Genomic DNA, 24886 nt, shown 5'->3' with positions numbered 1-24886 from the left:
CTTAGGATAGATGCGGCAGATCAGGTGTTTACACATGGCGGAGGTGTTAAGATGGGGTTAAGAAGAGAAAAGGGAGAAGGGGCTAAAGGAGTAAAGGGCGCGGACGCGGGTGCAGGGGAAGGTTTTAGGTGCAGGGTGTTCCGTCTCATCATTACGATTCCGAAGGAATCGGGGCCACAAAACGGTCGAATTGTAGCGACAAGGCCTGCCTTGTCGCTACAATTATCGCCATTTTCAACCTTGATTCCTGCGGAGTCCATGGCGGAACACCCTGGTTTCAGGGGGTAGCAGTGCACTTCGGATCGCTGCGAGCGTTCGGACCGACCTTTTGGCGGCCTCCGCTTTGCTCATTGAAGTTCTCCGCCCTGCACCTGCGGCCGCGCCCAACACTTTCCCCTCCGGAATTGAGGCTACCGCAAGCACACGCTCCGGGAGCCTTCGGCCCCGTTCGCGCCCACTGCTTTTTCTCATCGCAATCGAGGCTGCCGCAAGTACACGCTCCGGGAGCCTTCGGCCCCGTTCGCGTTCGGACCGGAGGTCCTCAACCGGGGACTATCCTTTCTGGCCAAATTCTTCCTCCGCCACCCGGCGTACTTCATCAGCGACCCGCCAGGCGACCTGCTCGTCGAGGGTGGGCGGGATGACGCCGTCAACCGTTGGGTTACGGATGTGCTCGGCGATGGCGCGGGCGGCGGCCAGTTTCATGTTCGGGGTGATGCGGGGTGCGCGCGCATCCAGCGCGCCCCGGAAGATGCCGGGGAAGCCGAGTACGTTATTGATCTGGTTGGGCAGGTCGCTGCGGCCGGTACCGACGATGGCTGCGCCACCGGCTTTGGCCTCGTCGGGCATGATCTCCGGCGTGGGGTTGGCCATGGCGAAGATGATGCTGTCGCGGGCCATCGTCTGGATGTCTTCGCGGGTCAGCAGGTTAGCGATGCTGACACCGATGAACACGTCAGCACCCACCAGTGCGTCCTGCAAACTGCCGGTCTTGTTTTCGGGGTTGGTGAACTCGAGCGCTTCTTTTTTGGCGTAGTTCAGGTTGTCCCGGTCTTTGTGGATGATGCCTTTGGAGTCACAGATGATAATCTCCTTTACGGGGGTGGCCAGCGGGGAGTCCGGATTGTCGACCGCCTTCAGCAGACGGGCGATGGCGATGCCCGCCGCGCCCGCACCGTTGATGACGACGCGCAGGTCTTCCATCTTTTTGCCCACCAGCTTGCTGCCGTTGAGCAGCCCCGCCAGGGTTACGATGGCCGTACCGTGCTGATCGTCGTGAAAGACGGGGATGCCCAGATCCTGCAGTCGCCGCTCAATTTCAAAGCTGCGGGGCGCCGAAATATCTTCCAGGTTGACGCCGCCGAAGACCGGCGCGATGAGGCGGACCGTCTCGATGATCTTGTCCGTGTCCTGGGTGTCCAGGCAAATGGGGAAAGCGTCAATGTTGGCAAATCGCTTGAAGAGCATGGCCTTGCCCTCCATGACGGGGATGGACGCCAGGGCACCGATGTCTCCCAGGCCAAGTACGGCCGATCCGTCGGTCACAATGGCGACGGTATTACTCTTGATGGTGTATTTGTAGACATCCTCCGGGTTGGCATGAATGGCCTTGCAGGGCTCGGCTACGCCGGGGCTGTAGACCAACGACAGGTCGTCTTTTGAGCGAACATCCATTTTAGAGGACACCCGAATCTTCCCCTTGAGGGAGCGGTGGAGATTGAGGCTTTCTTCGAAGTAGTTCATGCTTATGCTTTGATCTTTTTCTTGGTAAGGGGGCGAAAGGTACGAGGATTTTGGGCTTAAGAATCCTCCTCTTCATCATCATCGGTCTCCAGGCTGGCGTCCCGTATCAATTCCAGGCCTTCGATGGCCAGCAGCTTGTCCCGCATCAGCAGGAACTTATCTGCCCGTTCATCTTCCGTACCGGAAAAAAAGTAGGCATAAACAAGGAGCTGATATTCCCGATGATCACTTTCTGCCAACCCGAAGCCAGGCACGAAGTTCTCCCGAACGGAGAATTTATCCGCCAGAGGCCCTTCATAATGGTAATAATCGCCTAAGTACATACTTGAGCGGGGTTCGAAGGTGATGCCTAATTGTGCGCGTAATTCGTCGGACAATGATTCGGCATCCCCGTTTTTTGCTCCGAAAAGGAGTGTGAAGCTTTGGGGCATCTGCGCGATGGATTTGAGGTAAAACGTCTGATGTGCCTTGGGGTTGAAACCATAGGGCAATCGCCAACTCGGAAAAGAGCAAACGCTCGAAGGTCCCGCAATACTGCGGGACGCTTCGAGGTTTGCCAGGTACGATCCATTGAACTTTGAAGCGTCCAGGTGGGAGCTTACCATTGCCCTAGTTGCCACCAAGGCAGGACACACCTAATAGCAATTGTTGTTTATTTTAAATATTTACTCATTTTTTGTTTTACAATATCCTGCTCACTATCTTCACCCCGCAAAACACATCCCGCCATCCGTCGCAACCCACAGCGACATGCGCGAAGACTTTATCCACTTTTTATGGCGGCAGGCACGGTTTGACCTGCGTGACCTGACCACCACCACCGGTCAAACGATCAGTATTCAGAATTTTGGTCGGCATAATGTAGATGCCGGCCCCGATTTCAGTAGCGGGCAGTTACGCATTGACGGCATGCAGTGGGCGGGCAACATTGAGATGCACGTAAAGTCCAGTGAGTGGTACGCCCACCAACACGACAGTGACCCGGCTTACGACAACGTTATCCTGCACGTAGTTCTGGAAGAGGATCGCCCCGTCTACCGGGCCAACGGTGATCGGATTCCTTGTCTGGAGCTACGCAACCGAATCCCGGCGGGCATTCTCAACTCCTACTGGCGGCTTATGCACAATGAGCACTGGATCCCTTGCCAGGGGCAGCTGCAGTTAGTCGCTGACCCCGAGCGGCAGCAGTGGCTCGAACAAGTGTTGACGGAACGGATAGAAGCCCGGGCGCACCGCTTCGCGGAGCGGGTGCAGGCGACGAACTTGGACTGGGAGGAAGCCTTTTACCAATCGCTGGCCCGCGCTCTGGGAGGCCGGGTTAACGGGGAAGCAATGGATATGCTCGCCCGTTCCGTTCCCCTGCGGGTACTCCTCAAGCATAAGCACAGTCTGTTACAGTTAGAGGCGCTGCTTTTCGGGCAGTCCGGTCTCCTACCTGAAGCCAGGGATGAGGAAGAAGCCTACCTGCCGCTCTTGCGAAGAGAATACAAGCTGCTACAGATCAAGCACGGTTTATGCCCCATTCCAGCTACCGCCTGGCGGTACCTTCGGTTGCGGCCCAATAATTTCCCGACCGTCCGAATCGCGCAGCTGGCCGCCATGCTGCACCGTACCGGGCAGCTCTTCGGCAAGTCACTGGCCGCGGCCGATGGCCGCGAGATGAAGAATATGTTCTCCATCAGCCTGAGCAATTACTGGAGAAACCACTACCGCTTCGGTAAAGAAGCCGCCTACGGAGAACGCCGGCTGGGAGCCTCGGCCATTCACTCGCTGCTCATCAACACCATTGCACCTGCGCTGGTCGCCTACGCCCATTACCGCCTGGATGATCGGTTCCGCGACCGGGCATTGGCCTTGCTTCGGGACTTACCCGCCGAAGACAACAAGGTGCTGCGTAAGTGGAACGGGCTGGGCTTTCCGGCAAAAAACGCCGGAGAGAGTCAGGCTTTGCTCCAGCTGAAAACGGAGTTCTGTGATAAAAGTCGTTGCCTGGAGTGTGCCATTGGCCGGGCGCTGCTGAATCAACCCTACGGCCAAAGTGATGGTCCCCTACTGACCATGAACGAGGAAGCCGCTTTGTATGAACTGGCGGGTGGCGGGCTTTGAATCAAAGATACTCCCCCAACAGCTCCACCAGCCGCTCCTCGGTAATTCCCCGCTCGAGGTTCCCTTCTTTTGCGAAGGAGATTTTGCCGTTTTCTTCGGAGACGATGAAGCAGACCGCGTCGATTTTTTCCGTCACCCCCACGGCAGCCCGGTGTCGAAGCCCTACGCTCTTGGGTAAGTCCATGCTTTCGGAAACGGGGAGAATGGCACTTGCCCGGGTGATGCGGCGATTCTGGATCACGACGGCCCCGTCGTGAAGCGGGCTTTCTTTGTGAAAAATACTGACCACCAGGCCGTAGCTGATGTCTGCGTTCAGTGGTGTTCCTCCGGAGATGATGGTTTCCGGGTCGGCATCCTGCGCACAGACGAGCAGGGCCCCGGTTCGGCTACCGGCCATTCTTAGAAAGGCCCGTCGAACGTCCTCCTGTTCGGGTACGCCCCCTTCGGCGTCCGCTACTTCCCGGCCCAAGAGCCGGCTCCAGGCGGAGTCGCGCTGTTTAAGGGTGTTGGTCCCCAACAGCAGCAAAAACCGCCTTACCTCAGGCTGGAAAATAATGATCAGACTTACGAAGCCGATGTTGATAAACTGGAAGAGAATACTGCTGAGCAGGTCCATCCCCAGCGCCTTGAAGGCCTGGTAGCTCAGGAAGAGCAGCATCATTCCCACAAAAATGTTCAGCGCGATACTTCCCCTCAGCAGCCGGTACAACTGATAAAGCAACACCCCCACGATGAAGATGTCGAACAAATCCCAGATGTCTATTTCCAGGAAACCGATGCTGAAGAGGACGGTTGGCATTAGGACAAAGATAGGGCAAACCCAAGCTTGGAGATCACGGACGCTCGAAGGTCCTTTCAGGACGCTTCGAGGACCGCTTAGTCTTGTTAACGGACCTTGTAGCGTCGCGGAGCGACCTGCAAGCGTCCCAGCGGAGAGCTTACGATTACCCCAGGGAAGTATCGGGCATTTACCGTCGCATTAGTCCTTAAAGAGGTCTAAATTGGGATAGGTCCATTGAAGTGAAATGCTACCTGTCTATAGTGTTTCAAATTTAGCAGCTTTTGGACGGTTGTGCATCGGGGGGATTGGCCTGTAGGCCTTGGAAGAAAGCTATTGTGAAACACTTTAACTAATAGTGTTTCACATGAAAATCACGCTTTTTAAAATGCGGCAGTGTAAAAACGTCATATGTTAAAATATCAGAACAATCTCAGCATAAGTTGTAATTCAAAATTATCCAATTTATCTTTGCAGAACCTAAATTGGTAGACGTTTTGTCTACTATCACCTTATTAATAATTTATTATGCAGTTCAACCTTTCGAGGTTTAGCTCGTATGCTGTGTTTACAGTAATACTTGCGTTTTCCTTCTCGTCTTGTAATCAAGATGACCAACTTGAAGTAATTCCAAACTCAGATAATAGTTTAAGCTATACTGGAGTTTCACCTGAAACGACTCTAACGGGACAGTTTGCGGTACAACTCGCTGAAGCTATGAAACTTCCAGAAGTTCGTACTTTTGTAAAGTCAAAAGTCATGCTCCAATTGGTTTGGCCGCTCTGATGATTTGAGAACATGTACCTGGTTTCACTGCGACATTGACCATTTTAACGGAGAATTCAAAGATGTTATCACTTGGCTACCAGAAATTCAAGGCAGTCTAATGAATTATACATGGGAAGAAGTTGATGGTGGCCCTGAAATAACTCTAGGATTTAAGTTTAAGCCTACGATTAAGGTTTTCGGTGTCGAAGTTTCAATCCAAGAAGTTAGCGCATCAATCAAAATTAAAAATAATTCTGATCGGTTAGGAGAAAACTTAGTTGAGTACTGCCATAGAACAATCCCTCCAACTGAGTATAACTCAGACTGGGTTTTCTTTCAAGTTAGACAGACACTCAATTAAAAGAAACGATATGAAATATCCATCCTCAATGTTGATTCTTTTCTGTCTGCTTACTCCTATATGCGTATGGGGTCAGCTTAACGGAGCAAGTCTCTTAGTTGGCGGTGAAATTACCATCCATCGATTAGTCTCTCCTGTAGATGCATCCGATTTAGAGTTTGAGTTTGGGTTTGGCAAAACGAAAGCGGAACCAGAACAGTCATTCTTTATAGGGGCTAAAGCTGACTGGACATTAAAAGATCAATTTGGTATACAAACTCAAATTGATTACGGTCGAACTGCTTACAGCGTTTTCTTTAGGGACCCTACTGAGAATAATGGGATGTTTGGGCCGCAAACAAGAAGTTTGTTTTATGCCCCAGATAGAGTCGATATTTCAGTGTTGCCATCTTACAAGATTGAGTTAGGAAGTCTAGAAGTAATTCCTAAGATTGGCATTACCTACTCATTTCCTGTAAATGAAACTGATTACGTTGATAAAATCGCTAATAGACCTGGACAAGTAAGAGCAATTAACATCCAGAATGCTCTAAATCGTTCTTTCGGCGGCTCTGTTTTAAAAATCAATGCAGGAATTGATTTAGGCTATGGTCGCTTTCTTTTACACCTTAATTTGCGTCAGCAAATAAGTTCTGCATCAGATGGACCAGTTGAAGTTGAGGATGTTCCAACGCCCATTTCTTTTGACAATCGTATAACTGCAATTCAATTTGGATTGGGCTACAGGTTTTTGCAGTTTTAATAAGACTTCTCTAGCTTTACGTAGGCCATCTTTCTAATGAGAGATGGCCTATTTCGTGTTTATAGTGGCCTTGGCCACTATAGCATACTCTTTCACTGAAACAGCTATAAAGGTGAGCCATCTGGCTTCCCCTTCACTTTTCTAAAAGCTTCAGCTAACAGTGCTCCATGCCTCGATGGATCAAGATTTGCTCAATCGAACAAATCCTGACCTTATTATTAACTAATGTTCGGGAACTTTTCATCCAGCAGTTTAACTAGTTCTTCGGGCAAATAATCTCTTGGCTCATCATACCCTAAGTCAAACTCAGAATTTACTCCAGGAAGTAGTTCTTCACCTTCCAATCTTGTAGAACTGATAACCGTATTATGCACACTAGCTATGAGCGGCGAAATTTTGCCTCTTCTGGCCGTATGAAACACACTGATAGCATTCTGTTTCACTAAAAACTTGGAACAGGCGTCCCCATGATGCAAAACCTTCTAATATTACAGGCAAGTCAGAAGGCATCTCTCCCCTAACATGGCTCCTATTTAATAGAACATCATAAAGGCCTATGTTCCTGTAAGCCTTATCTTTGCCTTATGTTACCCACACGGCAAATAATTTGGTATTCTCTCCTGATAATTATCGGGGCGCTAACGCAGGTGCCGTGTTGGGGGCAGGAGCTGAGGACGAACGCCGACGGAGAAAAGATCATCGTTTATGCCGATGGTAGCGCGCGCTACTTCAACGATCTGAGCCTGATTGATGCCCAGCAAAAGGACAGCGCTGGCGCGGCCTACCCCATCGTCTCGGTTAGTATTGAACCCCTCAGTGGTGGGGTGGACCCCACCGTAGCCGACCTGAAGCGTATTGCCGAGCGCAAGCTGCAGATTGCCCGGGAAGCCGAAACCCTGGCCCGTACCCGCGCCACGGCAGCCATTAACAACCGCATCAAACTGGAGCGGGACCTGGCCAACGCCCGGGCCGCTCAACGCACCAACGAGGCCCAAACGCTGCAACGCCGGCTGCAGTTGGCCCGACAGGTAGAGAACAATTCGCTGATTGAACGAACCGCCGCAGAGCAACGCGCGGCAGCCGCCAACATCATCGTCACCGAAGGCCGCTACGTAGACGCTTACAACGAAGCCCGACGGGAGGAACGTCTCGGCCCGGAAATAACGAAGCCCGGTAACCGGACGGAGCGCAGTCTGGGTATTCTACTGCCCGCAGAACCCGTTTTCTCCGGCTACGGCCCGGCGGCAGGTCGCTTGCCGATTGAGGAAGCCCCCCCTTGCGGCCTTCAACCAGCTCCAAGCCCCAATGCCCCAACGCCGGTCAGTTATCCCAGCCTGTTTTTTACCTACACGGACGAAAACCTGCGCCCCTTCCTGGACGGCAAAGAATATCTCCGCTGTACGGCATGGACGAGCCGCGACCAACGAGGCGACCGCTTTCTCGAACTCAAACTGACCTTCGCGAACCCTAATGCCATCACCTCCTACGGCTACCTGGCACAAAACTCCAGTCTGAGCCTCCACCTGCTAAACGGAAGGCATATTTCACTACAGGCCGTCCGTGAAACCGTTGGCATCATTGATCATGCCCGCCGCGAGGTCAATTACACCGTGCGCTACCGCCTGCCCCGTGGCGGCGCTCAGGAGCTTCGGAATCAAGCCATTGACTATGTCCGGATTTTTTGGTCCAGCGGCTATGAAGAATATCAGGTTTTCCAGGTAGACGCTTTACGACAACTTATGCGTTGTTTATAATTGAACTATCCTACGCTATTTACTTTACAATTTTCACGAACAGACTTATCCTTTATATGCCTCGCCTCCCTTTATTGCTTTCTTTCCTGCTGTTATCGATAGTCCTTACCGCGCAGAAGAACAGCCCGCAGTCCCTGCCTACCTCTGACGAGGAAGCCAGAGAGCTGGCGGCAACGATCACCGTTGAGGACCTGACCCGCCACCTCACCATTATCTCGGCTGACGATATGGAAGGCCGGGAGACCGGGCAGGCCGGGCAGAAAAAAGCCATGGCTTACCTGAAGGGGGAGTTCCAGCGGATGGGCCTGCCGGCCATCGGAGACCATGACGATTACTATCAGCGCATCGTCTTCAGTCGCCAGAAGTGGGAAAAGGTAGATCTGAAGTTTGAGGGAGAATCTCTCCGCCATTTGTGGGAATACGCCTCTCCGCCCTCGGGGAATGACAGCCGGGAGGAGATCAGCATCAACGAACTCACTTTCCTGGGCTACGGTATTGATGACCCCGCCTACAGTGACTACAAGGATAACGACGTAAAGGGTAAACACTTACTCATCTTAGCCGGAGAGCCAAAAGCCAAATCCGGTAATTATCTCGTTTCCGGAAGCCCGGAAAAATCCGACTGGAGCAACTCCACCGAACGCAAGCTCGAAGTGGCCAAAGAGAAGGGTGCAGCGACGGTATTTGTGATCGATCCGGAATTCAAGACCAACGTTCGAGACATTCGCAAGGAGACCCTTGACGGGCGGATGAAGATGGCGGAAAGTACGGAAGCCGACCGGACGACGGCCAACGTGGTCTACATCACCCCTCAGCTAGCCAAAAAGATCATGGGAAAGGCAGGCAAAAAGATCATCAAAGCCCGAAAGAAGTTGGAAAAATCCGGCAAGCTACGCCCCGTTACCATTCCGACCGACCTGAAGCTAACGCAGAAAAAAGCCGTCAGGGAATTGATTGGGGAGAACGTACTGGGCTTCGTGGAAGGGTCTGACCCTGTCCTGAAGGACGAGGTACTGGTCGTTAGCGCTCACTATGACCACATCGGCCGCCGTGGAGACGCCATCTTCAACGGTGCGGATGACAACGGCTCCGGAACCAGTACCGTACTGGAAGTAGCCGAAGCCTTCGTCACCGCCCAAAAGCAGGGCAAAGGGCCACGCCGTAGTGTCTTATTCTTATTGGTGAGCGGCGAAGAAAAAGGGCTGTTGGGTTCGGAGTATTACGCCAGCCATCCTGTTTTCCCCATTGCCAATACCATTGCGGACATCAACGTAGACATGGTTGGCCGGGTGGATGACAAGCATCAGGACAATCCGGAGTACATCTACGTCATCGGCAGTGACCGCCTCAGCAGCGAGCTCCACGACATTAACGAGCGGATGAACCAGACCTTCACGAAGCTCGAACTGGACTACACCTACAACGCCGAGGATGACCCCAACCGCTACTACTACCGTTCGGATCATTACAACTTCGCCGAAAAAGGCATTCCCAGTATTTTCTTCTTTAACGGCACCCATGATGATTACCACATGGATACAGATACTATTGAAAAGATCAATTTTGAAAAAATGGCCAAAATTGGCCAATTGGTCTTTCACACTGCCTGGCAGCTGGCTAACCAGGACCGGCGGATAGTGGTGGATGTGAAGTAGCAACAATAGTGCTGCCCCTGCCTGCGGTGAAAGACTAATTGCCAGCACTGCTCTTCAAAAGAACTTTCTCTGCACCTGCGGCAGCGCCCAAATAACGACCACTATTGGTTCAGCATCGGATTCGTAGAGTTATGGTAAACGATGGCCACCAGGAAGGCCACCACGGCCACGATAATTCCGAACAGGAATATGTTGTAGCAGATGCGTAAAAAGGCATACTTTTTGGCCAGTACCACACCAAGGTAGTAGAGGTCTCGCGTCATGGATGAGTAGAGGAAGTCTTCATCGCGGATCATTTCCATCATGCCGTAATGAAAATCATCGATCGGCATGTTATAGAAATTACCGAAAAAGAGCAGGTTACTGCGCCGGGCTTTGATGTCTTCCATACTGCTTTTCCCTTCCGTCACCTTGGGCCGCGTGGCCTGAATGGCGTAAAAAAGAGACCCCAGACATACCGCCACGAGAATGATGGTGGGTATAACCAGATGGGGGTTAGAATCCAGCTTGGTGGCCAGATTAGCCACCACCACACTCAACACGATAGCGTTGACGGACAGCATGATGTTGGCCTTATTATCAGCGATACTACTCAGGTTAACGTGGGTCCGATAGGTGGCGCGGTACATCGTCTCCACCCCTCGACCAGGTTTGAAATCAGGGTCTCCCTTTTTCTCCGACTTCTCAATCAGTTTTTTCAGCTTTTTCAGCTTCTTTTTCTTCTTTTTGGAGTCTTCCAGTTCTTCCAGATTAGTCGGCGTCTGATCCGGGAACAGCGCTTTCTTGCGTTTGTAGAGCTGCTTGACGTGCTTGCTCTTCCGGTCACCAAACATGTCCCTGGCAGCCTCGGTGTGGTATTCATGGTTGAGCATAAAGGCCAGCTCAAAATCGATCCACTCCTGATCGGACATGATCATGTCCCGGGTCAGCGTAAATTCCTGCCGGACGCGGCCACAGCGGTCCCAGTAACTGAGGTCTCCCAGATGGCTGAGGTCAGCGTCCGCCACAATTTCTTCGAGAAAATTTTGTGGCTGCTGCGGCATTTTTGTTGCCCGGATGCCTCCGCTGACATTAGCGATGAGCTCCTCATCATCCACGCCCTGAGCGCGCAGCCAGTTCGTTGCGTTGATGACACTTCGCTCTTCATGATCCTCCCAGCCACCGCTGTATCCGGTATCATGAAACCAGGCAGCCAGGATGATGGCCAGCCGGTCATCTTCGCTCACTTCGTAATGGTCCGCCAGCTCCGTTGCGGCTTCCGCCACCGCACAAGTATGCTGAAAATTGTGAAAGACGAAGGCAGCGTCAATTTCTTCCTGAATGAATTGTTCAACGTGTGCCTCAACGGCAGCTAATAACACTTTAGAATCAATGACTAGGCTCATGGGCAAAATATAAGGGGGCGCATCCGCAGGTGCAGGCAAACGCTTTTAAAAGCAATGAAAAGGGGTATTCTACAGCTTTTTATCTACTTCCAACAGGACTTCCTCCTCTACGTCCGGGAACCAGTTCGTTAGCTTCTCTCTGGCCTGCGTGCGAACGTCGTCATTAACGTAAGCTGCTATCGTAACCAATGCGAAACTGAGTACGCCCAGGTCATCCGTATAACCGATTAAGAACCCCAGATCAGGGATCGCGTCAATCGGCATAATGAGGTAACCCAACACTCCTACAACGAGTCGTTTAGCCCATCCCGGAGTATCCGAACGCTTGTAGGCGAAGAAAAGTAAGAGCGCAGAATAGACCGTTTTCACGCCAGCGGCAGCGGCAAACTTTTTGAGCTTCTCCCAAAAGCGGAAGTCACTGAAATAACGCCGGTATTTATCCATCTTTTTCATGGTGGATGTTTTTGATGACGACAAGATAACGCCCAAAGGGTGCTTTTAGCTTAAATCCCACCGAGGATACTCTACAAAACAAGACAACTCCTGGATGAATCATTACCTTGGGGCCGGAAGTTCAGCTTCCCTACTACCAATTTCACACCATGCGCTTTTTCGTCATTGCTTTGTTCTCCTGCCTGTGTTTCCTGCTTCTTACTCCCTCCTGCGTGCCTCCGGGGGAGGAGCAGCAAACCGGTGTTGTTGTTGATCTCAATGACGCAACGAGTAAGCATATTTACAATTTGCAGAATGAGCGTCAGGCAGATAGCCTGCTGGCCTTTCTTACCAGCCCCACCCCAAGTTACCGGTATTTAGCCGCTCGTTCTTTTGGCAGCTTTCCGGAAGTATCCTCCGTGGTAACGGACAGCCTCGTCGCGCTGCTAAAAGACCCCGACGAGCTGGTACGCGCCGCTGCAGCCTATGCGCTCGGCCAAACCGGCGGAGAGGGTGTTGCTGACAAACTCGCCATGGCCTTTGACACCCTGGGCCAGCTCCGGGAATACAATGCAGCATTACTCGCTGCCGTAGGGAAAACCGGCACGGAGAAGAACCTCGGGCAGATTACCGCTATTTCCACCTACCGGAATACGGACACACTATTGATGAGCGGGCAGGCCTGGAGCATTTTTTACTTCGCCCGCCAGGGCTTACGGTCAGAGGAGGGAGACGCCCGTATGCTTCAGCTCCTGCTCAGTGAAAGTCTGCCCGCCGAAGTTCGCCTGCCCGCAGCAGCCTTCCTGCGGCGCTTCCCGGTTAGCCTGGACAGCAGTAGCGAGAAAGCCGTCCGTCAGTTACTCCGGAACAATCTCGACCCGAATACGACTCTGGCGGCCGCGAAGTTACTTGGCAAGGCCAAGACAGCAGCGGGCAGAGTGGCCCTCCTTCGCTCTTTGCGAGACGCAGAGGACTGGCGCATCAGAGCTGAAATCATCAATGCTTTGGCGGGCTACGCCTACGCCAGTGTCCGGGAGCCCATCATTGAGCGCCTGAAGGACAAGCATCCGCTCGTCCGCCAGACCGCCGCCAACTTTCTCCTCAATCACGGCAGCGCTGCGGATGCCACCTTCTACCGCCAACAGGCACGGGATTCTTCCCGCACGGACATCCGGTACACCCTCTACGCTGCGGCTAACCGATACCTGCCGCTTTACTTTACCGATTACCGTGGCCGCATCAACTATGACCTTCAACAAGCCTACGCTGCTACAAGTGATCCTTACCAGAAAGCTGACATCATGGCCGCGCTGGGGGAATTCCCCTGGAATTACCGGACGATCTATGAGCTTTATCAGCAAAGCAATCAGACTGTTGTACAGACCGCTGCAGCCAATGCGCTGCGCAGCATCAGTCAGCAAGACAATTTCGATACATTCTTTCGCGGTAGCGCCCGGCGGGTACGGCTGGACCTGGCGGCCAGCTTCCGGGAGATGATTCTCTCCGGCCGCATCGGCCCGGCGGCGGCTGCCGGCGAGGCACTGACTAAAAATGCGGACGTTTACCGCCTCTATCTTCCTGACCTGGGGTGGATGGACCTGGCCCTCCGGGCTTTCCGTTTACCGAAGGATATCGAGGCTTACCGCTCCGTAGAAATTGCCCGGGCCGCACTGGCCGGGTACCCTGAGCCGGAGCCCAAAAAACTCACTAATGAAGCACAGGCCATCGATTGGAACATCCTGGGAAGTGACGGAAGCGAAGAAATTGTTTTCCGTACCGATGCCGGCCGCTTTACCGTTCGCCTGCTGCCGGACATTGCGCCGGCCACCTCCTCTAGCTTCCTGCGCTTATTGCGGGACAATTACTACGACGGGAAGGTCTTCCATCGGGTAGTACCCAATTTTGTCGCTCAGGGAGGTGGCCCCCTCGGCGATGGCTATGGCTCCGAAGAGTTCACCCTACGAACAGAAAGCCCCGGCATCCGCTGGGATCGCCCTGGGCTAATGGGTATGGCCAGTGCCGGAAAGGACACCGAGGGCGTTCAGTTCTTCTTCACTCACCTGCCAACACCCCATCTCGATGGCAATTATACCATCTTCGGAGAAGTCGTAAGCGGGCAGGATGTGGTAGACCAAATAACCGTTGGGACTAAGATTGAGAGTGTGCAGCTACGGTAGTGCAAAGTGCCAGCTGAAAGCCAGACAACCAACTTTTCAGTACATGACGCAAACGTACGAGCAAGGTTTCCCGTCTAAAGCAAGTACAACTCCTACCCAATGAAATATCTGATTTACCTCCTGTTATTAATCCCGGCAACTGGTCAGGCCTGTAGCTGTTTTTACATAGAGCACTTCTGCGATTATGCTGCCTCCTACTACGAGTGGTCGGGAGAAGACGTTACCATTGTACGGGCCCAATTTGTAGAATACCGTCTGGCGGGAGGAGGTTATGCTCCATTGTATGACGTTAAGGTCAGAGAAGTAATTTCCGGCACGGCTGAAGTTGGCCGCACTTACAGCTTGCTGGGCCAGGATGGTGGCAACTGCAACGGCCCGATCAACTCACTAAACGAAGGAGCTGAATACATCATCATTTTTGTAAACCGGGATGGCTTTTTTTCCTCCTACTCAAATATTGACCTTAGCGCCAATCCATACCCAGTACGGGACTTCCCCGGTTGCGGCCCCAGCGCCCTTCACGTAACGGGCCGTATCGTAAACGGTAAAATTGCGGAAGGCACCAGTCGGGCACCTTTCTCCGCCTTCAAAAATCAGTTAGCGCAATGTATCGGTCCTGATGTCATTATTTCTGACGCAGAGCCCAATTACCCTAAATTCATTGACGCCACCATCGCCCCCAACCCAACCAGTGAAAGCTTCCGGGTACTTTTTGAGCCGACGCCCATTGGCATCGTCGACTTGTACGACATCAACGGTCGCCTCATCAGTCGGGAGGATCTTGGCAACCGTGAAATCAGCGAGCATACCGTCAACGTCAGCCAGCTGCCCGCCGGCGTTTACCTCCTGGTGATGGAAACGGACGGAATACGGATCAAGAAGCGGGTGGTCGTCCGATAATTACGGGTCAGCTATCTTCGCCGCTGATGGGTCATCAGCGATATTCTAACAGTTTCCTCTTATGCTTCGGGCTGCTCATAGCTATCGGGCTCGGCTGTAACTCAGAACCTTCCTCCCGGGAAGGCATCACCATTGCCGCGGCGGCGAGTATGCAATTTGCGGCGGAAGCCCTTCGGCAGGACTTCACCCAACGAACGGGGAATCCCGTAAGCCTCATCACCGGCTCCAGTGGCAAACTGACCGCTCAGATTCGGGAAGGGGCGCCCTACGATCTGTTTCTCTCCGCAGACCAGAACTACCCAAATGCATTGAGCGAACAACACCTTACGCTTGGTTCCCCAGAAGTTTTTGCTTCCGGAAGCCTGGTTTTCTGGATGGTGAAAGCTGACTCATCAACCTCGTTTCAGGAGCTATCAAAAGCCTCCGTTCGCCACCTGGCCATCGCTAATCCGGAAACGGCTCCCTACGGGCGGGCGGCCTGGGAGCTGCTGCAAAAGATCGATTCTTCGGGCAGCCTGCAGGACAGGCTGGTCTACGGAGAAAGCATTGCTCAGGTCAATCAATTCATCTCTTCGGGTGCCGCAGAGGTTGGGTTCACGGCCCTCTCCGTCGTCACTGCGCCCCAGCTAAAAGACGTTGGCCGATACGAGATTATTCCCGACAGCCTCTACGCGAAAATCTGGCAGGTCGCTGCCGTAATCCGTAGTAAAGACGAAGAAAAGATGGCCGCTGCCACTGCTTTTCAGCAATATCTGCACTCCGCAGCAGCCAGGGATATTCTGCGAAAATTTGGCTACCGTGTGCCTGTGGAGTAGCTTACCCCCATGTCCTGGTCTCCCCTGATCCTCACACTGCAGCTCGCCACCGTCACCACGGCGGTACTTTTTGTGGTCGGCCTGCCGCTGGCCTGGTGGCTGGCGCGCAGTACCTCCCGCTTTAAGTCTGTTGCGGAGACCCTGATCAGTATGCCGCTGGTTCTACCGCCAACGGTGCTGGGCTTCTATTTTTTAATCGCCTTTAGCCCGGGCAATGCCTTTGGCAGCTGGTTGGAAGAGACATTAGGGCTCCGATTGGTGTTTTCCTTCGGGGGGCTGGTGCTGGCCTCCGTGATTTACAGCTTACCGTTTATGGTCCACCCGCTGCAATCCGGGCTTACAGCATTGCCTGATTCTCTCATCGATGCCGCCCGCCTGATGGGAAAGTCCCGGTGGGAGATTCTCCGCCGGGTACAACTTCCCAACATCCGGCCGGCGATGCTGACCGGGCTGGTTTTGTCCTTCGCCCATACCGTAGGAGAGTTCGGGGTGGTACTCATGATTGGTGGCAACATCCCGGGTCAAACGAGGGTTGCTTCCATCGCGATCTACGATGAGGTGGAGGCCATGAACTATGAGGCGGCAAATGCCTATTCCCTTATCCTGTTTGCCGTTAGCTTCTTAGTATTACTGGGGGTGTATTGGGTGAATGGACGCAATGGAAACCCCCTCCCCACAGGGAAGAGGCTATTGAAACGCTGAGCGTTTTGCCTTCCTGAACGCTACTGTCATCTTGCTACACTTACGATTTCCTGATAATGATTTCCCTACAAGTTCGCAAAAGTCTGAACGCCGCCGGAGGAGAGATGCTGCTGCAACTCGACCTAAGGGTTGAACGGGGAGAGTTGGTGACGCTTTACGGGCCCTCCGGTGCGGGAAAAACTTCCACCCTGCGGATGCTGGCGGGCTTGCTTAGTCCGCAGTCGGGCCAGATCAGGGTTAACGGTAAGGCCTGGTTCGATGCTGAAGCAGGGATTAATCTGCCTCCCGGGCAGCGGAACATTGGTTATGTATTTCAGGATTACGCCCTGTTTCCCAACATGACGGTACGGGAAAATCTCCGCTTTGCCTTACGGAAAGGAGAGGCTGACAGCAAGGTCGATGAACAGCTGGACGTAATGGAGCTCGGCGCACTGGCCGGGCAAAAACCGGCGACGCTTTCCGGAGGACAGCAGCAGCGGGTGGCGCTGGCCAGGGCCTTAGTTCAACAACCGGATATTCTTCTGCTGGATGAGCCGCTATCTGCCCTCGACCCATCCTTGCGGCGGCGATTAAGTGACCACCTGCAGCAATGGCACCGGAGCCTGGGGCTAACGACGATCCTGGTTAGCCATGACAGCCGGGAGATCCTCCAACTGGCCGACCGGGTTCTGGAGATGCGGGAAGGGAAGATAGTTCGAACGGGTAGCCCGCAGGAAATTCTTTTCCCTGACCTTAAGGCAGCAACACTACAGATGGTGGCGACACTTTTGTCGGTTATCATCCGGGATGACACGGCGACTCTTGAAGTGGCCGTGAGCTACCCCGTCTGGCCGCAGGCGCAGCTGCGCCTGACGGCAGCAGCGGATACCGTTGCCGGATGGCAGGTGGGGGATGAATTAATCATTGAGCTTACCGACGCGGGATACAAAATAGGCCAGCGCCGGTAAACACGGCTATTTTCAACCATTGTTTGCACCTGCGTCCGCGCCAGATAGTTACCTGATATGAGGCGGCGCGGACGCGGGTGCAAAGGCTGCTTTTGGGAATAGGAGCCTGGTGTTTGCTCCGGGAACCTTCGGCCCCCTTCGCGGTCGGAGCTGGAGCCTCTGCCCACTACTTATCTAGCACTGGCAGTTCCCCACCACGCGAACGATGGTTTTCTCCTCCGTTTCCAGGTTGGTGATCTTTACGCGACCGGACTGCTCCGTTCCTCCTTCATCAGTCAATGAAGTCTGGATCCGGTAACGATCGTTCTGGTGCAGGTAGCTTTCATTACCGCTGCCGGAGCTCAGGCTAGCCCCTCGTTGTACGACCTGCCGCTCTCCGTTGAGGCTGATAATTCCGGGGCCGTCCTTCAGGTTAAAGGCGAAAAAGAGATCATCCTCTCCTTCGGCAGAGTCCAGCCGAAGCCTGCAGCTGCAAGCCTCACTGACCTGAGAAAAATCGGCCAGCTCACCCGGCTGCATTGATTCACTCCCCGTGATGGCAGGAATGGGATTTACTCCCGGAGCCGGAGCAGAAGTTTCGGGCGCCGTCAGCTCACCGTCGGGCGCGTCGCTTTTGCAGGAAAAAAGAATAAACACAAGAGATAAAACGAAGAGGTAACGCATAAAACAAGTAGTTTGAGCGCACAAGATAGGCGCTTTCCAAGCTCAAATTGCCAGAAACAGGATTACGATCAAAAAAGCTACCTTTCGTTCCTCAACACCCATCATGCATGTCTACACCATTTCACTTTACCCTTCTTTTTCTAATCGCCGGGCTATTATCAGCCTGCCAGCCCGAAGTGCCGCCAACGACAGCCAAAAATGCCGATTTGGTCACCCCAAAATGGCAAAACGTCAATATTCAGTTTACGGGCCCGCAAAGCAGTGAAGACGCCGCTGAGAACCCGTTTCGGGATTATCGGCTCGACGTAAATTTTTTCCTCAACGATTCTGTCTTCACCGTCCCCGGTTACTACGCCGCTGACGGCGATGCGGCCAACAGCAGCGCCGAGGGTGGCAATGTCTGGGCCGTAAACTTTCGCCCCGCCCACGAAGGCGCCTGGCGCTGGGAAGCCGTGATGCGAAAGGGAGAAGACATCGTGTACAACGACCAGCAAACCAGCGGTGAACGCATAGAAGTAGGCAACCAAACGGGCACGCTCTTCGTAGGGCCACCCGCCGCTGGGGAAAGAGGGCGTCTCGTTCGTACTCACCCGCGCTATCTACAGTGGGCCGAGACGGGAAAATACTTCCTGAAGGGCGGAGCTGACAGCCCCGAAAACCTGCTCGGCTACGCCGACTTTGATGGCACCTACCGGCACAGCAATACGTTTCGGGACGGCGAAAACAAAACCGAGGGCCTGCATCACTTCACCTCTCACGAAGCAGACTTTACCTCCGGAAGCCCAACCTGGGGCGACGGTAAAGGCAAGGGAATTCTCGGCGCCATCAGCTATCTGGCAGCCAGGGGCATCAACAGCATCTACTTCCTGACGCTAAACATCAATGGCGACGGTAAGGACGTCTGGCCCTTTGTGGACCATAAGACTTTTGACCGCTACGACGTGAGCAAACTCGCCCAATGGGAACGGGTATTTCAGCATGCGGATGACCTGGGCATGAACCTCCACTTCGTGCTGCAGGAGACCGAAAACGAGACCTTGCTCGATAATGGAGACACCGGCCCGATGCGGAAGCTCTACTTCCGCGAGCTCATCGCCCGCTTTGGCCATCACCGCGCAGTGACCTGGAACCTGGGCGAAGAGAATGGCCCCAACGACTGGTCAAAAACCCATCAGAATAACGCCCAGCAGAAAGCTGAGATCGCCTGGCTGGCCAATAATGACCCCTATCAGGGCTATATCGTTTTACATACCCACCCTCATGAGGCCGCTTTTGCGGAAATTTATGAACCTCTGCTGGGGAATAAGCAGCTCAACGGCTTGTCCATCCAAATTGGAAACCCCTACTCTGCCTATGAAGTAACCAAAAAGTGGATCCAACGCAGTGAGGCTGCTCAATCTCCCTGGATTATGAGCCTTGACGAAGTCGGCCCCTGGTGGCGGGGCCTGGACCCCGACGCGGGCTTCAGTCCTAACCCGGCGCTGAACAACCAGGATAGCCTCCGGGCTCTCACGCTCTGGGGCAACCTGATGGCTGGCGGCGCAGGGGTGGAGTGGTACTTCGGTGCCTACAACGAAAATAACGACCTCAACACGGAAGACTGGCGCAGCCGAGACCGCGCCTGGGGCTGGACGAGCCGGACGATCGACTTCTTCACGGAGCATGTACCTTTCCACGAGATGAGCCCGATGGAAGAACTCGTTAGTGCGCCCGTGCGCTGCCTGGCGAAAAGTGGAGAGACTTACCTCGTTCACCTGCCCTACGGCGGAACCGCCAGTCTCGACCTCAGCGCTGTGAGTGGCAATTTCTCTGTCCACTGGTTTGACCCCGCAGCAGCTGACGGTAGCCGGCTCATGGAGCAGGAGCCCCAGGCAGCTGGTGGCCAGCTGAAACTGACCGCTCCGGGCAAAGGAGACTGGGCCTGCTTGTTGCGGAAGATCTAATGAAACAGATTCACAACCTCGTCGTCGCCACTCGTGTTACTTCTCTGATCTAACCGTCCCTCCAATCATGCTCTTAAAAACCCGTGGCCTCATACTACGTGCCATCAAATACGGCGACTCGAGCCTGATTCTGGAAGTATACACCGAGGAGCGGGGAATACGTAAGTATATTGTTGGGGGCGTACGCAAGGCCCGTAGCCAAACACCGGCCAGTCTGGTACAGCCACTGAATCTGGTGGATCTGGTGGCCTACGAACGCGAGGGAAAAGACATGACGCGGCTGAAGGAAGTTCGCCCGGCCTACGTTTACACCCGAATTCCCTTCGACGTGATGCGTGGCACGGTAGGCCTCTTCATGCTGGAGGTCGCCCGGAATACCATCCGGGAACAGGAAGACAATCCGGCCTTGTTTCAATTCCTCTACGACAGCTTCGTCTTTCTGGATACGACCGAAGGGCCGATCGCCACCATCCACCTGCACTTTCTGCTGGAGCTCTCCGCTCACCTGGGTTTTCTGCCTTCGGGGCAATACTCGGCCGAGACACCGCTCTTCGACCTGAAAGAAGGGCAATTCATCGCCGGATTCCCCGGCCACACGGAATACCTCGACAACCAAAAAGCCGAGCTGATGTTCCGGCTTCTCCACGCCCACCGGGAAGAGCTGGCAGCCATTTCCTCCACCCGGGAGAACCGACAGAGCCTGCTAACGGACCTCGTTCGCTTTTACCGTCACCACGTGGAGGGGATGCGGGAGATTAATTCGCTGGAGGTGCTGCGGGCAGTGATGGGGTAAGCTACTTTGATGTTTTGATGGTCGCTACGTTTGGCAAAACGTTCTTCCGTTGATTAAACGCCCTACTTCAGCTCCTTTATTTACACTGACTCCTGCCGTAAGCAGTAGTCCACTTGAGCCGAAAACCAGCGTATACTGATGAAAAGATTAGTGCCCCAACCATCAGATAATCGATTAAAAGTGATTCGTCTGCCGAAATTGCTGCGGGCTCATCCCGGTATGTTTCTTAAAAAACCGGCACAGATAGGAAACGTCGTTAAACGCCAGGCGGGAAGCGATTTGGTTGATGGTATCTTCTGTCTGCACTAACTCTCCCTTGATTTCCTCGATCAATCGGTCGTAGATCAAGGCACTGGCCGGTCGGCCGGTGACACGCTTGACGGTATCGCTGAGGTAGGTAGTGGACAGGTAAAGCTTATCCGCGTAGTCGCTGACCCCACGGAGGGTCAGAAAATTATCGTCTACCAATTGTTTGAACTTGGCCGTGATAGCATGTCTTCGGGAAATCGGTGCCTCGTCCGTGAGCTTATTGGCAGTGTAGATTCTTTCAATTTCGATCAGTAAGATGTTCAGCTGCAATCGGCACAACAGGTCGTCATTTAACGATTTCCGGTTACGATACTCAAAAGCAATTTTCTCCCTGATTGCGCTCAGACTTTTCCATTCTACGGTGGTGAGTTTAAGAACGGGGTAGCTACTGAACTGAAAAAAAGGATAAAAACAGAGTTTAATCTGATTCTTAAGGCAGAGTAAAAAGTAATCGGTATCGAAAGTGAGCACGATGCCATTCGTCCCGTCGGAATAATCGTTGATGGCAAAGTGCTGACCAGGGGCCAGAAACGACAGGGTCCTCCCCTTCAGGAGATACTTTTTTTCACTGAGCGTCAAAGAAACCTTACCAGAGTGTAAGAAAATGAGTTGGTATTCGTCTCTGGGTTGTACTACCCCCTGGCCAGCGGCAATTTCCGCAAGCTCCCGGAGTGTACTAATCTTCAGGTAGTTGCTGGTGGGCATTAGACAAGGGCTTAGTGAGCATTGATAAGTTCGTGGTTCATCATTGCTCCGGCCACTGTTCCCTGAGCAGTGGCGAGGCTCACCGCGCGAAAGGGCGAAGCCATGTCTCCGGCGGCATAGACACCAGGCACAGAGGTTTGTTGAAACTGATTAACTTCGATGTGACCAGTATCCGTGATTACACATCCCATTTCTTCGGGTGCCTTACAGTGCTGTTCTAAGGCTGCGCGGTAATAGAGTGCGTCCAGCTCAAATTTACTTCCGTCAGAGAAGTTCAGATGGTTAATGTAGCCTTCGGCATGGTCTATGTCGGAAATAACTTTCGTTACCACGTCTACTCCGAGAGCTGTCACTTCCTCCACCGGAAAGTCTGCCGGGCCATTCGTAAAGAGGGTAAGTTGATCCGTCCAGTTAAGAATCATCTTTACGAATTCCTTTACCGCCGGACTATTTGCCAGAATGCCTGTCCGTTTTGACCGCACCTCATAACCATGGCAATACGGACAGTGGATGACGCTGATGCCCCAGGATTCAGCCAGACCGGGGATAGCGGGCATAATGTCTTTCACGCCGGTAGCAAAGAGGATTTTTTGCGCCAGATACACATTGCCATCAGTCGTTGTGAGTTCAAATGCCCCGTCACTACCCTTTACCTTTGTTACCAGGCTGTTTACGAAGCTTACAGTAGGATACTTGAGTACATCCCGCTTCGCATCAGCAGCAACGGCGTGGGGTCTGTCACCGTCATGGGTAATGAAGTTGTGTGTATGCGGCGTTTGCCGGTTACAGGGCTTTCCACCATCAATGATCAGTGTTTTCCGTATGGATCGGCCCATGGCCAGTCCGGCCGAAAGCCCGGCATAGCTACCACCGATGATAATGACCTCATAGTTGTGGTCTTCGTTTGTATGCTCTGTAGTCATATTTTCTTCTGTTTGATGTAGCGCCGAGAGGTCGGTTGCCAGTAAAACACCGATGAGTCCTAACCCGTTACGCTTCAGGAAAGTCCTGCGGCAAGTAGGACTATTATCCGCTTGTCTATGTCGTCCGGGTTTGCTCATGAGTGGGTTAAAACCTTTGAGGATAAAACAAAGGTAGTTTCCTTCCGGTCTCGGCCCAGCGTACAAATCACCTGATTTGTGGCACAAATCACGTTTCTTGATCATACGCTGCCAATGAGATAAACTTTTACGCCGGCTATTAGTGAAGTAGATTTGTCAAAATGCCTTAAAAAGCACCGTTACAATCAAAATCAAGCCCAGTCATCTGATCAAAGACTATTGTTCTTTTGTGTGGGGGAATCCAAAATGACAGCTGTCAAACGCGGAGCCCTCAAGACTATCAAACTACAAGCCTACCTTTGCCCCATGTCCCACGCCGCCCGTCGCTACATTGCTTTTGCACTGCTCCTTATTTCCGCGCTCATCGGAGGAAGTATGTACCTGCGGTTTACCGAAGAAAAGCTCTGGGGGTTTGCTCCGCTGTTTTTATTCCTCACCCTTTATGGCGGAGTTACCCTGCTGGCCACCTTCCGTCGGAAGGGTGTTTACCGGCCGAACAATCTGTACAGCACATTGACGGGTTTATTGCTGGGCTTCGGCTTCCCGGGCCTGCTGCCCTTTCCGTTTTTACTACTGATCGGGTTCGTTCCCATGTTTGTGTTGCACGGTAAGCTAACGGAGGAAAAAGCGGGCTACGGCCGGGTATTCTGGCACGGCTTCAGTGCCTTTCTGTTATTTAACATCCTGGCGACTTACTGGGTAACGAATACTGGTCTGGCGGCAGGTTTGTTTGCCATTATCGCCAACAGTTTGCTGATGACGCTGCCCTGGCTGGCGTTTCACTGGACGAGCCGAAAATCACCCCGCATTGCCTTTCTGGCCTTCGCCGTCTGCTGGTTATCCTTTGAATACCTGCACTATAATTGGTCGCTGAACTGGCCCTGGCTGACGCTTGGTAACGGTTTTGCGCAGTTACCCTCGCTCGTGCAGTGGTATGAAGTAACGGGTGCACTGGGCGGTTCCGCCTGGGTCCTGGGCTGCAATTACCTTGCCTTTAAATGGTACACGGCACCGGCGTCAGCGCCCAAAAAAGCCTTGCTCCCACTGGCCATCGCATTGTTCCCCATAGTTGGTTCCCTGCTTCGCTATGCGACCTACTCTGCTCCGGCGGGCGACACGATCAAGGTGGCCTCGATCCAGCCGAATTTTGAGCCGCACTTCGAAAAATTTTCCAACGACGTCAACTCCCAGCTTGACACCTTTCTCCGCCTAAGCCTGGCGGCACTGGAGGAAGGGCCGGTAGATTACCTGGTCTACCCCGAAACCAGTTTTGACAATATTGAGGTGAATGATCTGGCGAGCCAATCCACCCTCCGACGGCTGCAGGCAGGCCTGGACGGCAAGGGGGCGCACTACCTGATGACCGGCATCAGTGGCTATTACATTTTCGCTGAAGGAGAAGCCGTCACTCCGGCCGTTCGCTACATCCCCCGACGTGATGGCAGCCTCGTCGCACTGGAAGCGCTGAACGCTGCCGTACAGCTGGATCTCCAGGGCGACAGCGAACCCCAGCTCTACAAAAAAGGGGTATTCGTGCCTGGAGCGGAGAGCTTCCCCTTCCGCAAAATTTTCTGGTTTCTCGAAGACTGGGTCAACCAGCTGGGGGGTACCGTGGCCGGGCGCGGCACCCAGGACCGACGACTACCGATGACCTCACCGACGGCTAAAATTGCCCCCGTTATCTGCTACGAATCCGTCTTTGGGGAGTACTTTACCGATTACATCCGTGAAGGTGCTCAGGCCATTTTCGTCGTTACGAACGATGGTTGGTGGGACAACACCGCCGGGCACCGGCAGCACCTTTGGTTTAGCAGTTTGCGGGCCATTGAGACGCGCCGGTCGGTGGTCCGCTCCGCCAATACGGGCATCTGCGCGTTTATCGATCAGCGGGGTAAGATCATTAGTAAAACCCGGTATGACGAAGCTGTTTACTTACGTGGAGAGATGCAGCTCAACGATGCCATCACGCCATTTGTGCGCTTTGGAGACCTGGTGGCGCGGGTGGCACTTTTGCTGACAGGGATGATTTTGCTGAGTAATGTGGCGCGGAGTTTGCGGCGGGAGTAGGGGGCGATTTGCGACATTTTTTCGTGCGGACAAGGTCGCTGCGCGACTAGGTTCACGCAGACGTACGCGGAAGGAGGAGA

General features: G+C 53.5%; 21 protein-coding genes. 13 read left to right on the top strand and 8 right to left on the bottom strand.

The window, feature by feature from the left end:
* Positions 1–552: 552 nt before the first annotated feature.
* Both BM123_RS13680 and BM123_RS13675 read right to left on the bottom strand, forming a co-directional pair.
* Entirely contained in the window at positions 553–1743 is a 1191-nt protein-coding gene (locus BM123_RS13680; protein ID WP_090169467.1) for an NAD(P)-dependent malic enzyme, read from the bottom strand.
* A gap of 56 nt (positions 1744–1799) precedes the next feature.
* Positions 1800–2174 carry a hypothetical protein gene (locus tag BM123_RS13675; protein ID WP_090169465.1) on the bottom strand — a complete coding sequence of 125 codons (375 nt, stop codon included), beginning with the start codon at positions 2172–2174 and terminating at the stop codon, positions 1800–1802.
* A 319-nt stretch (positions 2175–2493) separates the two neighbouring features.
* Between BM123_RS13675 and BM123_RS13670 the strand changes: the two genes are divergently transcribed.
* Complete coding sequence (locus BM123_RS13670) at positions 2494–3849, top strand: DUF2851 family protein (RefSeq protein ID WP_090169463.1); 1356 nt, start codon at positions 2494–2496, stop codon at positions 3847–3849.
* A 1-nt stretch (position 3850) separates the two neighbouring features.
* On the opposite strand, the gene cdaA is transcribed toward BM123_RS13670, so the two are convergent.
* The gene (gene cdaA / locus BM123_RS13665; protein WP_090169461.1) at positions 3851–4648 is read right to left on the bottom strand and encodes a diadenylate cyclase CdaA; all 798 of its coding nucleotides are present in this window, start codon (positions 4646–4648) and stop codon (positions 3851–3853) included.
* Positions 4649–5513: 865 nt separating this feature from the next.
* Here cdaA and BM123_RS13660 point away from each other — a divergent pair.
* From BM123_RS13660 to BM123_RS13645, 4 genes are all read left to right on the top strand, one after another.
* Complete coding sequence (locus BM123_RS13660) at positions 5514–5756, top strand: hypothetical protein (RefSeq protein ID WP_090169459.1); 243 nt, start codon at positions 5514–5516, stop codon at positions 5754–5756.
* 10 nt (positions 5757–5766) lie between these two features.
* A complete protein-coding gene (locus tag BM123_RS13655; RefSeq protein WP_139211887.1) occupies positions 5767–6498 on the top strand; it encodes a hypothetical protein in 732 nt (243 codons plus the stop codon).
* Between the two features lie 584 nt (positions 6499–7082).
* Positions 7083–8252, top strand: a complete 1170-nt coding sequence (locus tag BM123_RS13650; protein ID WP_090169455.1) for a hypothetical protein — start codon at positions 7083–7085, stop codon at positions 8250–8252.
* A gap of 56 nt (positions 8253–8308) precedes the next feature.
* Positions 8309–9907, top strand: coding sequence for a M28 family peptidase (locus BM123_RS13645; protein WP_090169452.1), 1599 nt, complete (start codon positions 8309–8311; stop codon positions 9905–9907).
* A 101-nt stretch (positions 9908–10008) separates the two neighbouring features.
* On the opposite strand, the gene BM123_RS13640 is transcribed toward BM123_RS13645, so the two are convergent.
* Both BM123_RS13640 and BM123_RS13635 read right to left on the bottom strand, forming a co-directional pair.
* Positions 10009–11292 (bottom strand): Pycsar system effector family protein, encoded by a 1284-nt coding sequence (locus tag BM123_RS13640; RefSeq protein ID WP_090169450.1) that lies wholly within the window; start codon positions 11290–11292, stop codon positions 10009–10011.
* A gap of 69 nt (positions 11293–11361) precedes the next feature.
* The gene (locus BM123_RS13635) at positions 11362–11745 is read right to left on the bottom strand and encodes a YkvA family protein (RefSeq protein WP_090169448.1); all 384 of its coding nucleotides are present in this window, start codon (positions 11743–11745) and stop codon (positions 11362–11364) included.
* A gap of 149 nt (positions 11746–11894) precedes the next feature.
* Between BM123_RS13635 and BM123_RS13630 the strand changes: the two genes are divergently transcribed.
* The 5 genes from BM123_RS13630 to BM123_RS13610 all read left to right on the top strand — a co-directional run bounded on the left by BM123_RS13630 (position 11895) and on the right by BM123_RS13610 (position 17265).
* Positions 11895–13901, top strand: a complete 2007-nt coding sequence (locus BM123_RS13630) for a peptidylprolyl isomerase (RefSeq protein WP_139211886.1) — start codon at positions 11895–11897, stop codon at positions 13899–13901.
* 99 nt (positions 13902–14000) lie between these two features.
* Positions 14001–14801 carry a T9SS type A sorting domain-containing protein gene (locus BM123_RS13625; protein WP_090169445.1) on the top strand — a complete coding sequence of 267 codons (801 nt, stop codon included), beginning with the start codon at positions 14001–14003 and terminating at the stop codon, positions 14799–14801.
* Positions 14802–14827: 26 nt separating this feature from the next.
* On the top strand, positions 14828–15616 hold the full coding sequence (gene modA / locus BM123_RS13620) for a molybdate ABC transporter substrate-binding protein (RefSeq protein WP_090169443.1): 789 nt from the start codon (positions 14828–14830) through the stop codon (positions 15614–15616).
* A 9-nt stretch (positions 15617–15625) separates the two neighbouring features.
* Complete coding sequence (gene modB, locus BM123_RS13615) at positions 15626–16318, top strand: molybdate ABC transporter permease subunit (protein WP_090169441.1); 693 nt, start codon at positions 15626–15628, stop codon at positions 16316–16318.
* Between the two features lie 56 nt (positions 16319–16374).
* The gene (locus tag BM123_RS13610) at positions 16375–17265 is read left to right on the top strand and encodes an ABC transporter ATP-binding protein (protein ID WP_090169439.1); all 891 of its coding nucleotides are present in this window, start codon (positions 16375–16377) and stop codon (positions 17263–17265) included.
* A gap of 174 nt (positions 17266–17439) precedes the next feature.
* On the opposite strand, the gene BM123_RS13605 is transcribed toward BM123_RS13610, so the two are convergent.
* A complete protein-coding gene (locus BM123_RS13605) occupies positions 17440–17928 on the bottom strand; it encodes a hypothetical protein (RefSeq protein WP_090169437.1) in 489 nt (162 codons plus the stop codon).
* A 107-nt stretch (positions 17929–18035) separates the two neighbouring features.
* Here BM123_RS13605 and BM123_RS13600 point away from each other — a divergent pair, with 107 nt between their 5' ends.
* Positions 18036–19871, top strand: coding sequence for a DUF5060 domain-containing protein (locus BM123_RS13600; protein WP_090169434.1), 1836 nt, complete (start codon positions 18036–18038; stop codon positions 19869–19871).
* A 67-nt stretch (positions 19872–19938) separates the two neighbouring features.
* Entirely contained in the window at positions 19939–20664 is a 726-nt protein-coding gene (gene recO / locus BM123_RS13595; protein ID WP_090169433.1) for a DNA repair protein RecO, read from the top strand.
* Positions 20665–20838: 174 nt separating this feature from the next.
* On the opposite strand, the gene BM123_RS13590 is transcribed toward recO, so the two are convergent.
* Positions 20839–21678 (bottom strand): helix-turn-helix domain-containing protein, encoded by an 840-nt coding sequence (locus BM123_RS13590; RefSeq protein ID WP_090169431.1) that lies wholly within the window; start codon positions 21676–21678, stop codon positions 20839–20841.
* Between the two features lie 11 nt (positions 21679–21689).
* Positions 21690–22601: an NAD(P)/FAD-dependent oxidoreductase gene (locus BM123_RS13585; RefSeq protein ID WP_090169427.1), complete on the bottom strand. Its 912-nt coding sequence runs from the start codon at positions 22599–22601 to the stop codon at positions 21690–21692.
* A 444-nt stretch (positions 22602–23045) separates the two neighbouring features.
* On the opposite strand from BM123_RS13585, the gene lnt reads away from it, so the two are divergent.
* Positions 23046–24806, top strand: a complete 1761-nt coding sequence (lnt, locus tag BM123_RS13580; RefSeq protein WP_175489385.1) for an apolipoprotein N-acyltransferase — start codon at positions 23046–23048, stop codon at positions 24804–24806.
* Positions 24807–24886 lie beyond the last annotated feature (80 nt).

Origin of the sequence: Neolewinella agarilytica, from assembly GCF_900110645.1 — a bacterium.
Classification (GTDB): domain Bacteria; phylum Bacteroidota; class Bacteroidia; order Chitinophagales; family Saprospiraceae; genus Neolewinella; species Neolewinella agarilytica.
Note: the sequence above shows the minus strand (reverse complement) of the source record. Positions and strands in the feature narration are given on the sequence as shown.

Excerpts from the sequence above, each read along its gene's own strand:
- BM123_RS13625 (WP_090169445.1), top strand. The coding sequence starts at position 14,001 with ATGAAATATCTGATTTACCTCCTGTTATTAATCCCGGCAACTGGTCAG.
- recO (WP_090169433.1), top strand. The coding sequence starts at position 19,939 with ATGCTCTTAAAAACCCGTGGCCTCATACTACGTGCCATCAAATACGGC.
- BM123_RS13600 (WP_090169434.1), top strand. The coding sequence starts at position 18,036 with ATGTCTACACCATTTCACTTTACCCTTCTTTTTCTAATCGCCGGGCTA.
- modA (WP_090169443.1), top strand. The coding sequence starts at position 14,828 with ATGGGTCATCAGCGATATTCTAACAGTTTCCTCTTATGCTTCGGGCTG.
- BM123_RS13630 (WP_139211886.1), top strand. The coding sequence starts at position 11,895 with ATGCGCTTTTTCGTCATTGCTTTGTTCTCCTGCCTGTGTTTCCTGCTT.
- BM123_RS13670 (WP_090169463.1), top strand. The coding sequence starts at position 2,494 with ATGCGCGAAGACTTTATCCACTTTTTATGGCGGCAGGCACGGTTTGAC.
- BM123_RS13635 (WP_090169448.1), bottom strand. The coding sequence starts at position 11,745 with ATGAAAAAGATGGATAAATACCGGCGTTATTTCAGTGACTTCCGCTTT.
- BM123_RS13655 (WP_139211887.1), top strand. The coding sequence starts at position 5,767 with ATGAAATATCCATCCTCAATGTTGATTCTTTTCTGTCTGCTTACTCCT.
- BM123_RS13680 (WP_090169467.1), bottom strand. The coding sequence starts at position 1,743 with ATGAACTACTTCGAAGAAAGCCTCAATCTCCACCGCTCCCTCAAGGGG.
- BM123_RS13610 (WP_090169439.1), top strand. The coding sequence starts at position 16,375 with ATGATTTCCCTACAAGTTCGCAAAAGTCTGAACGCCGCCGGAGGAGAG.
- modB (WP_090169441.1), top strand. The coding sequence starts at position 15,626 with ATGTCCTGGTCTCCCCTGATCCTCACACTGCAGCTCGCCACCGTCACC.
- BM123_RS13640 (WP_090169450.1), bottom strand. The coding sequence starts at position 11,292 with ATGAGCCTAGTCATTGATTCTAAAGTGTTATTAGCTGCCGTTGAGGCA.
- BM123_RS13585 (WP_090169427.1), bottom strand. The coding sequence starts at position 22,601 with ATGACTACAGAGCATACAAACGAAGACCACAACTATGAGGTCATTATC.
- lnt (WP_175489385.1), top strand. The coding sequence starts at position 23,046 with ATGTCCCACGCCGCCCGTCGCTACATTGCTTTTGCACTGCTCCTTATT.
- BM123_RS13675 (WP_090169465.1), bottom strand. The coding sequence starts at position 2,174 with ATGCCCCAAAGCTTCACACTCCTTTTCGGAGCAAAAAACGGGGATGCC.
- cdaA (WP_090169461.1), bottom strand. The coding sequence starts at position 4,648 with ATGCCAACCGTCCTCTTCAGCATCGGTTTCCTGGAAATAGACATCTGG.
- BM123_RS13590 (WP_090169431.1), bottom strand. The coding sequence starts at position 21,678 with ATGCCCACCAGCAACTACCTGAAGATTAGTACACTCCGGGAGCTTGCG.
- BM123_RS13660 (WP_090169459.1), top strand. The coding sequence starts at position 5,514 with ATGAATTATACATGGGAAGAAGTTGATGGTGGCCCTGAAATAACTCTA.
- BM123_RS13605 (WP_090169437.1), bottom strand. The coding sequence starts at position 17,928 with ATGCGTTACCTCTTCGTTTTATCTCTTGTGTTTATTCTTTTTTCCTGC.
- BM123_RS13650 (WP_090169455.1), top strand. The coding sequence starts at position 7,083 with ATGTTACCCACACGGCAAATAATTTGGTATTCTCTCCTGATAATTATC.
- BM123_RS13645 (WP_090169452.1), top strand. The coding sequence starts at position 8,309 with ATGCCTCGCCTCCCTTTATTGCTTTCTTTCCTGCTGTTATCGATAGTC.